Here is an 8,384-nt window from a genome sequence, read left to right as displayed (position 1 = left end):
AAAAGTAAAATTGACCCGAGGCATCTGCCGAACTGAGCGCAGCTAATCGAGAACCCATGAAAACCTATACCACTATTCCACCCTACCGTCACTTCGAGTGATTTTGCGGAATGAAATGGAGTAAAATTGTATCGAGAACTATTGAAAACAAATCCACTCTACCGTCACTTCGAGTGATTTTGCGGAATGAAATGGAGTAAAATTGACCCGAGGCTTCTGTCGAACTGAGCGTAGCTAATCGAGAACTATTGAAAAGCTAAACCGCTATTAACCACTCACAATCACTAGTCACTTACTAAACTACAAATACTGCTTATCATAATACTTCTGATAATCACCAGAGGTAACATTGTTAAGCCACTCTTCATTAGACAAATACCAATCTATAGTTCGCTCAAGTCCTTCTTCAAAAGTAACAGAAGGCTTCCAACCCAATTCTTTATTAATTTTAGAAGCATCTATTGCATAACGCAAATCGTGTCCTGGTCTGTCTTTTACGTAAGTTATCAATTGCTCTGATGTTCCTGCAGGTCTTCCTAATTTAGCATCCATTTGCTTGCACAAAAGTTTTACTAAATCAATATTTTGCCATTCGTTAAATCCTCCAATATTATAGGTATCATGATTTTTACCTTCGTGAAAAACCAAGTCAATAGCCACCGCATGATCTTCTACAAACAACCAATCACGTGTGTATTTTCCATCACCATAAACAGGAAGTGGTTTATTATTGATGATATTATTGATAAAAAGCGGGATTAATTTTTCTGGAAAATGATACGTTCCATAATTGTTAGAACAATTGGTAATTACATAAGGCAATCCGTAAGTTTCGCCATAAGCACGCACAAAATGATCGGAACTTGCTTTAGAAGCTGAGTATGGAGAATTAGGATCGTACGACGTAGTTTCGGTAAATAAACCTTCGGCACCAAGCGAACCATAGACCTCGTCGGTAGAAATATGATAGAAACGTTTGCCGTCAAAATTGTCTTTCCAAATAGTTTTGGCCGCATTTAAAAGATTCATGGTTCCAATAACGTTTGTTTTCACAAAACTCAACGGATCAGTGATAGATCGATCTACGTGCGACTCTGCTGCCAAATGCAACACACCATCAAATTGATGCTTTTGAAATAGGTCATTAATAAAATCGGCATCAACAATATCACCTTTAATAAAAGTGTAATTAGGAGCATTCTCGATATCTTTAATATTTTCTAAATTTCCCGCATAGGTAAGTGCATCCAAATTATAAATTTGATAATCAGGATAGTTGTTTACAAATCTTCTTACTACGTGCGAACCAATAAATCCAGCACCACCAGTGATTACTATTTTTTTCATTTTTTATTTAAAATTATAATTTTCCATCAATTTCACATTTTAAAACACCTTTCACATCGTAAATTACAGATTCGGGTTTTTTAAATTGTTCTAAATCTAAATCTAAAAATTCTTTATGGGCAACACCTAAAACAATGGCGTCGTATTTTTCATTTGGTAGTTCAGTAATTGTTTCTAATCCATATTCATGCTTTACTTCCTCTGGATTGGCCAATGGATCGTAAATTGAAACATTAATTCCATAATCGGCTAACGATAGAATTACATCAACAATTTTGGTATTTCTAACGTCAGGACAATTTTCTTTGAAAGTAATTCCGAGCATCAACAGATTAGAATGATTTACAGGAATTCGTTTTTTAATCATCAACTTCACAATTCTAGAAGCTACATATTCGCCCATACTATCATTTAAACGTCGTCCAGCAAGAATTATTTCAGGATGATACCCTGCTTCTTGCGCTTTTTGAGATAAATAATACGGATCAACTCCAATGCAATGTCCTCCAACTAAACCAGGTTTGAAATTTAAAAAATTCCATTTTGTTCCAGCAGCTTCAAGAACTGCCTGAGTGTCAATATCTAGAATATTAAAAATTTTAGCCAACTCATTTACAAAGGCAATATTAATATCGCGCTGCGCATTTTCAATAACTTTGGCTGCTTCTGCAACTTTAATAGAGGGTGCCAAATGGGTTCCAGCAGTGATAACCGACTTATAAATATCGTTTACTTTAATTCCGATTTCGGGAGTGGAACCAGCTGTAATTTTTAGAATTTTATCTACTGTATGCTCTTTATCACCTGGATTAATTCGCTCTGGAGAGTAGCCTACAAAAAAATCTAAATTGAATTTTAATCCGGATACACGTTCTAAAACTGGCACACACTCTTCTTCTGTTAATCCAGGATAAACTGTGGATTCATAAATAACAATATCGCCTTTTTTAAGAACTTTTCCAACCGCTTCACTTGATTTATATAATGGAGTTAAATCGGGTCTATTATTTTTATCAACTGGCGTTGGAACGGTAACTATATAATAATTACAGTCTTTAATGTCTTCTAATTTTGTAGAACAAAACAAACCATTTTCTTCTGATGGTCGCTCAGCAAGAACAGATTGCAATAATTCTTTGTCGACTTCAAGTGTAAAATCGATACCATTGTTAAGATCATCGACTCTTTTTTGATTAATATCAAAACCGACAACAGGATATTTGGTTGCGAACAACCTTGCAAGAGGCAATCCTACATATCCTAAACCAATTATTGCTATTTTTATATTCATTGTAATTTGGGTAAACGTATTTATTTAAGATCCAATTGCTTGATATTGAAAACCAATTGAAGTTAATTTTTCTCTATCAAGGAGATTTCTTCCGTCAAATACGAAAGCCGGTTTTAACATAGCATCGTAAATTCTCTTCCAATCATACTCTTTAAACTCGTCCCATTCGGTAAGAATTGCAATAGCATGCGAATCTTTACAAGCTTCATAAGGATCAGAAAATGATTTAACGAAAGCTTCATTTTTATGTGATGCTCTACTTTCTAAATAATTCAAATCGGAAATCACTTGATTGTATTCAACCTTTGGATCAAAAACGGCAATATTTGCTTGCTCATTGATTAAATCATCGGCTACATAAATGGCAGCAGATTCTCTTGTATCATTAGTGTCTTTTTTGAAAGCCCAACCTAGAAAAGTGATTTTTTTATCAGCAACCGTATTATATAAGGTAGAAACTATTTTTTTAGAAAACCTTCTTTTTTGGTGGTCGTTCATAATGATTACTTGTTCCCAATAATCAGCTACTTCATGTAATCCGAAAGATTTGGAAATGTAAACCAAATTTAGAATGTCTTTTTGAAAACAAGAACCTCCAAATCCAACAGATGATTTTAAGAATTTGGAACCAATTCTGCTATCCATACCAATAGCTCTTGCTACTTCATTTACGTCTGCACCAGTTTTCTCGCACAACTCTGACATAGCGTTTATTGAAGAAACTCTTTGCGCTAGAAAAGCATTTGCTGTAAGTTTAGAAAGTTCAGACGACCAAACATTAGTAGTAAGTATTCTATCTTTAGGAACCCAATTAGCATAAACATCAACTAGTGCTTGAATGGCTTTTTGACCTCCTGGTGTTGTATCACCACCAATTAAAACTCTATCTGGAGCCAATAAATCTTCTACCGCAGTACCTTCTGCAAGGAATTCTGGATTAGAAAGTATTTGAAATTGAACACCATTTCCTGTATGATCAAGGATATTTTTTATTGCTTCGGCTGTTCTCACCGGTAAAGTAGATTTTTCTACAACAATTTTGTCATCTTTAGAAACACGTGCAATTTGTCTAGCACAGAGCTCGATATATTTTAAATCGGCTGCCATACCTTTTCCAGAACCATAGGTTTTAGTTGGCGTATTTACCGATATAAAAATAAGTTGTGCTTCATCAATTGCTTTATCGACCTCAGTAGAAAAAAATAAATTCTTTCCTCTAGCGTGTTTTACAATTTCGCCCAAACCTGGTTCATACACCGGAATGTTATCTACATCTTCATCATTCCATTTTTCAATTCTATCGGTATTTAAATCTACTACGGTAACTTTAATATGTGGACATTTTTGAGCAATAACTGCCATAGTTGGTCCACCAACATATCCTGCTCCGATACAACAAATATTAGTAATTTTCATTTCTATTTTTTTCTAAATCTTTATTATTTATAGGTAATGCTGCTATTTTAAATTAGCCCAATACCATTTTACTGCTTCTTTCAATCCGTCTTTAAACGAAAACTTTGGTTCGTAACCCAACAATTCCTTTGCCTTATCAATACTTGCCAACGAATGCGGAATATCACCTACTCTATTTGGCCCATGCGATACTTCAGCCTTTGCAATTGAAGCATCAAATTCTGTTAAATATTCTTTTAAATAATGCACCATTTCATTCAAAGTAGTTCGCTCTCCAAAAGCACAATTGTAAACGGTATTAATCGCTTGTGATTTTTGCGTCAACATAGCCAGCTCATTCATTTGAATCACATTATCGATATAGGTGAAATCTCTTGAAAAATTTCCGTCACCATTTATTTGTATGCCTTCCTTATTTATCAATTGCGAAACAAATTTAGGAATAACTGCCGCATAAGCACCATGTGGATCTTGCTTTCTTCCATAAACATTAAAATAACGCAACCCAATTGTTTCGATATCATATAGTTTACTAAAATTAGTAGCATACAATTCGTTTACATATTTTGTAATTGCATAAGGCGAAAGTGGTTTTCCAATTACATCTTCAACCTTAGGTAAACTCTCAGAATCACCATAAGTAGAGGAACTTGCCGCATATACAAATCGTTTAACTTTGGCATCTCTAGCCGTAATCAACATGTTTAAAAAACCAGAAACATTAACTTCATTAGTAGTTGCAGGGTCATTAATTGAACGAGGAACCGAACCCAAAGCCGCTTGATGAAGTACATAATTTGCACCTTCTACAGCTTTTTTACAGTCTGCTATATTTCTTATGTCGCCTTCTATTAATGCAAACTTTTCATTACTCAAAAGTGCTTCAATATTTTTTCTATGACCTGTAGCAAAATTATCCAAACAAGTTACAAAATAACCTTTAGACAAAAAATACTCGCACAGATTAGAACCTATGAAACCAGCACCACCAGTTATAAGAATCTTTTCACTCATTAACTTATTTTTTTCTTAAAAAGCTTGTTGAAATATTTCACAAAAATATTTTTAGGTTCATCATCATCATGATATCCATTAGAATACGCGCCATAGCCGTAGCCGTAGCCATACCCATAACCAGCACCGTATTTTGCTTTATTCTCAAATCCGTTTAGTATAATACTTACGTTGTTCAACTCTCCTCTTTTCACTCTGTTATTCAACAAATTAACCATTTCTTTTTTGGTGAAATTTTGTCGCATTACGTATAAAGTTACATCAGAATATTGAGATAACTCTACAGCATCGGTAACTAAACCAACTGGAGGCGTATCAAGAATTATATAATCGTATTTTTCTTTTAATCTTTCTAATAATTCTTGTAACGATTCACCCATAATTAATTCGGATGGATTTGGAGGAATTGGCCCAGAAGTAATAACATCCAAATAAGGAACTTTAGTATGGTTTGTAATTTCTTCTAAGGTATTTTGACCAATCAAATAATTGACAACTCCAATTTCGTTTTTCAAATTGAAATCTTCAAATATTTTTGGTTTTCTTAAATCCAATCCCACAATTACTGTTTTCTTTTCGCTTAAAGCAAATACTGTAGCGATATTTATAGAACAAAATGTTTTTCCTTCACCACTCACAGACGAAGTTAACATCAACGTTTTGGACCCATCGAGCTTTTGCTTCTTATATAAAAATTGTAATGAGGATCGAATAGCACGAAAGGATTCTGACAATGCCGATTTGGGCTTATCAAAAACTGCTAGATTATTGAAAGATTGCTTTACTCCTACAACACCAATTAATGGAATAGTGGTTAAATTAGAAACATCATCTGTATTTTGTATCGAATTATTTATAAAGAAAATTAAAAATACAATTGATAACGGAATTAATAATCCAAGGAAAATTGCAATTACGTAATTCACACCAGTTCGCGGACCAATTAAACCGCCACCAATATCTTTGGCTGGATCAATAAACTGAATGTCTGATAAATTAGCTGCCTTAACAATTTGTGCCTCATGCCTTTTTTGAAGAAATGCATCGATAACACTATTACTCAAATTGTATTTTCGCATGATTTTCAAATAGGCCTGACTATCTTCTGGCAATTGCATAATCTTGCTTTCTGCTTGACTAATTTTACTTTTAACTAGTGATGATTCGTATTGGATAGCGCCTTTTGCAGTAACAATATTTTCTAATAAAACCTTTTTAAGTGCAGTTATCTCATTGTCTATCGTATTAAACATCAACTCACTTTTTACAGAATAAGCCATTTCTGATCTTCTTACTGATAAAGCAATTAAGCTCGAAACATTCTTTCCAATATTGGGATCATCAATACCTGCAACTGATGGCGCTGGAAGTTTAGAATAATCTGTACTGCTTTTTAAATAATTAGTTAGTGTATTGTAGTAATTCAATTTCCTATTAATATCATCATTAGAAACGTCTAATTCTGATATTTTGTCCTGAAAAGCTTGACCTTTACTTTCAATTTCAATAATATTTTTATTTCTACTGAAGTCTTTTAATTCGTCATTGGCAACTCTAACTTCACCTTCCATTAAAGTTAAAGTGGTATCAATATACTTTATAGTGTTTTCTGCAAATAAATTTTTACTATCCAATTGACGTTTCATTAACGTAGAAATTGTCTCATTAAGATAATCAACCATTCTAGGTTTATTTGTCCCTTCCATCGACAATTTAAGGATCGATCCTGCTTTATCATCGATAGCAACATTTACATTTCTATATCTTGAAACCGCACCGTCAAATGAATTTAAACTTACAATATATTCGCTTCCTACATAGTTTTCTGGAGTGCCTTTAATTTCTAATGTCCAGTTTAAAAAAGGAAGATTTATTGGCTGACCAACTTTAAATCGTTTTTTGTAAACTCCATTAACCACAGAGACGTTATCTGTTGTATTAGTGCTATAATTGATAACGGTAACCGATGAACTTGCTTCAAAATCTAATTCTATTTCATATTCCGATTGTGAGATAAATTTGATTCGAATTGGTCGCTGGTATATTTGATTTTTGGATTTATCAAGTTTTACCACAAAAGGAGTTAAACCATAAACATCTTGTGTGTAGTATTTTTGCTCTTGCAAATATTCAACAAAGTAGTCTAATTTACTTACAACTATCTCGTTATGAGAACGCGATTTCAGAGTAGAAGCTATTGTTTGAACTTGATCTGAAGTTCCGCCCCAATTAAAAACCAAGCTAGTATTGGAAGTAAAAAGAGGATTTTTCTGTTCAGAAATCGCCATTGTGGCTTCAAGAGAATAAATCGGTTGCTTTCTAATATTAATTTGATGCGCAATCGTTAAGCAAATAATTAGCCCTAAAACAAACCATTTCCAATAACTTGCTGTTTTGATTAAAAAGCCCTTAAAATCAAAACTGTTTTGGTTTTCAAAAAAAGAAAAATCTTTTATATCTAACATTCGTAATTGTAGGTTTTAATTTCTAAGTAATAAAAAAGTTGTTGTTGCTAGAGATAAAAGCGTAATTATTGTTCCGAGTGATTCTATACCTGTTTTTCCTGTTCCCCAAGTTTTTTGCTTAAGCGGTTTTATATAGATATAATCATTAGGTTGTAAATAATACACACTAGATTTAGTAGCAACAGCATCGGTTAAATCTATACTAAAAGTTTGTGCGCCTTGCGGAAATTGTCTTATCACCTTAACATCTTTTCTATCGCCAGTAATTGCAATATCGCCAGCATTAGCTACAGCTTCAAGAATATTAACCTTATCTTGATACAATACTTTTGTTCCAGGCGAACCTATTTCTCCATTAATAGTATATCGCAATCCTGCTAACTTAACATTTACAAATATTTGTGCCTCTTGCTTAAAGTAATCACTCAATAATTTTTCTTCAATCTTTTTTCTAACTTCTTCTATTGTATAACCCAATACATTCATCTCGCCTAAAACCGGAATTCGAATATTTCCATGATCATCAACACTGTAACCTGTAAAATATAAACTTTCCTGACTTTGACCAGTTGCACCAGTATTAAACATTTCAACTAAACGCGTATCTAATGCTTTGATATTGATGCTTAAGATATCATTTGTTTGAAGTCGGTATGGTTTTAAATTAGATTGATTTACAACTTCCTCTTTGGAGTTTCCTTTATCTTGCAAATAAATTAAATCTTTCGTTGGAACACATGAAGTAAAAAATAGTCCAATTAATAAAAGTAGGTAAACAATTCGATTATTCATTTATAAAAATAATTTAGCAAACAAAGATAGATTTTTCAAATCTAAAAATAAAAAAGTTA

The 8,384-nt window shown here is 33.1% G+C and carries 6 protein-coding genes; all 6 read right to left on the bottom strand.

What is annotated here, in order from left to right; translation table 11 throughout:
* Window positions 1-300: 300 nt before the first annotated feature.
* The 6 genes from rfbB to DIU01_RS14355 are packed head-to-tail and all read right to left on the bottom strand — an operon-like array spanning window position 301 to window position 8,325.
* On the bottom strand, window positions 301-1,347 hold the full coding sequence (gene rfbB / locus DIU01_RS14380) for a dTDP-glucose 4,6-dehydratase (protein WP_290835634.1): 1,047 nt from the start codon (window positions 1,345-1,347) through the stop codon (window positions 301-303).
* A 13-nt stretch (window positions 1,348-1,360) separates the two neighbouring features.
* Entirely contained in the window at window positions 1,361-2,638 is a 1,278-nt protein-coding gene (locus tag DIU01_RS14375) for a nucleotide sugar dehydrogenase (protein ID WP_290835632.1), read from the bottom strand.
* Window positions 2,639-2,662: 24 nt separating this feature from the next.
* Window positions 2,663-4,054: a UDP-glucose 6-dehydrogenase gene (locus DIU01_RS14370; protein WP_290835630.1), complete on the bottom strand. Its 1,392-nt coding sequence runs from the start codon at window positions 4,052-4,054 to the stop codon at window positions 2,663-2,665.
* Between the two features lie 42 nt (window positions 4,055-4,096).
* The gene (locus tag DIU01_RS14365; RefSeq protein WP_290835628.1) at window positions 4,097-5,068 is read right to left on the bottom strand and encodes an SDR family oxidoreductase; all 972 of its coding nucleotides are present in this window, start codon (window positions 5,066-5,068) and stop codon (window positions 4,097-4,099) included.
* A complete protein-coding gene (locus DIU01_RS14360; RefSeq protein ID WP_290835626.1) occupies window positions 5,068-7,533 on the bottom strand; it encodes a polysaccharide biosynthesis tyrosine autokinase in 2,466 nt (821 codons plus the stop codon). The genes DIU01_RS14365 and DIU01_RS14360 overlap by 1 nt, the downstream gene beginning before the upstream one ends.
* Before the next feature lie 15 nt (window positions 7,534-7,548).
* Window positions 7,549-8,325, bottom strand: coding sequence for a polysaccharide biosynthesis/export family protein (locus tag DIU01_RS14355; RefSeq protein WP_290835624.1), 777 nt, complete (start codon window positions 8,323-8,325; stop codon window positions 7,549-7,551).
* Window positions 8,326-8,384: the final 59 nt, after the last annotated feature.

The organism is Flavobacterium sp., assembly GCF_003525665.1.
Classification (GTDB): domain Bacteria; phylum Bacteroidota; class Bacteroidia; order Flavobacteriales; family Flavobacteriaceae; genus Flavobacterium.
This window is presented reverse-complemented; position numbering and strand designations above follow the sequence as displayed.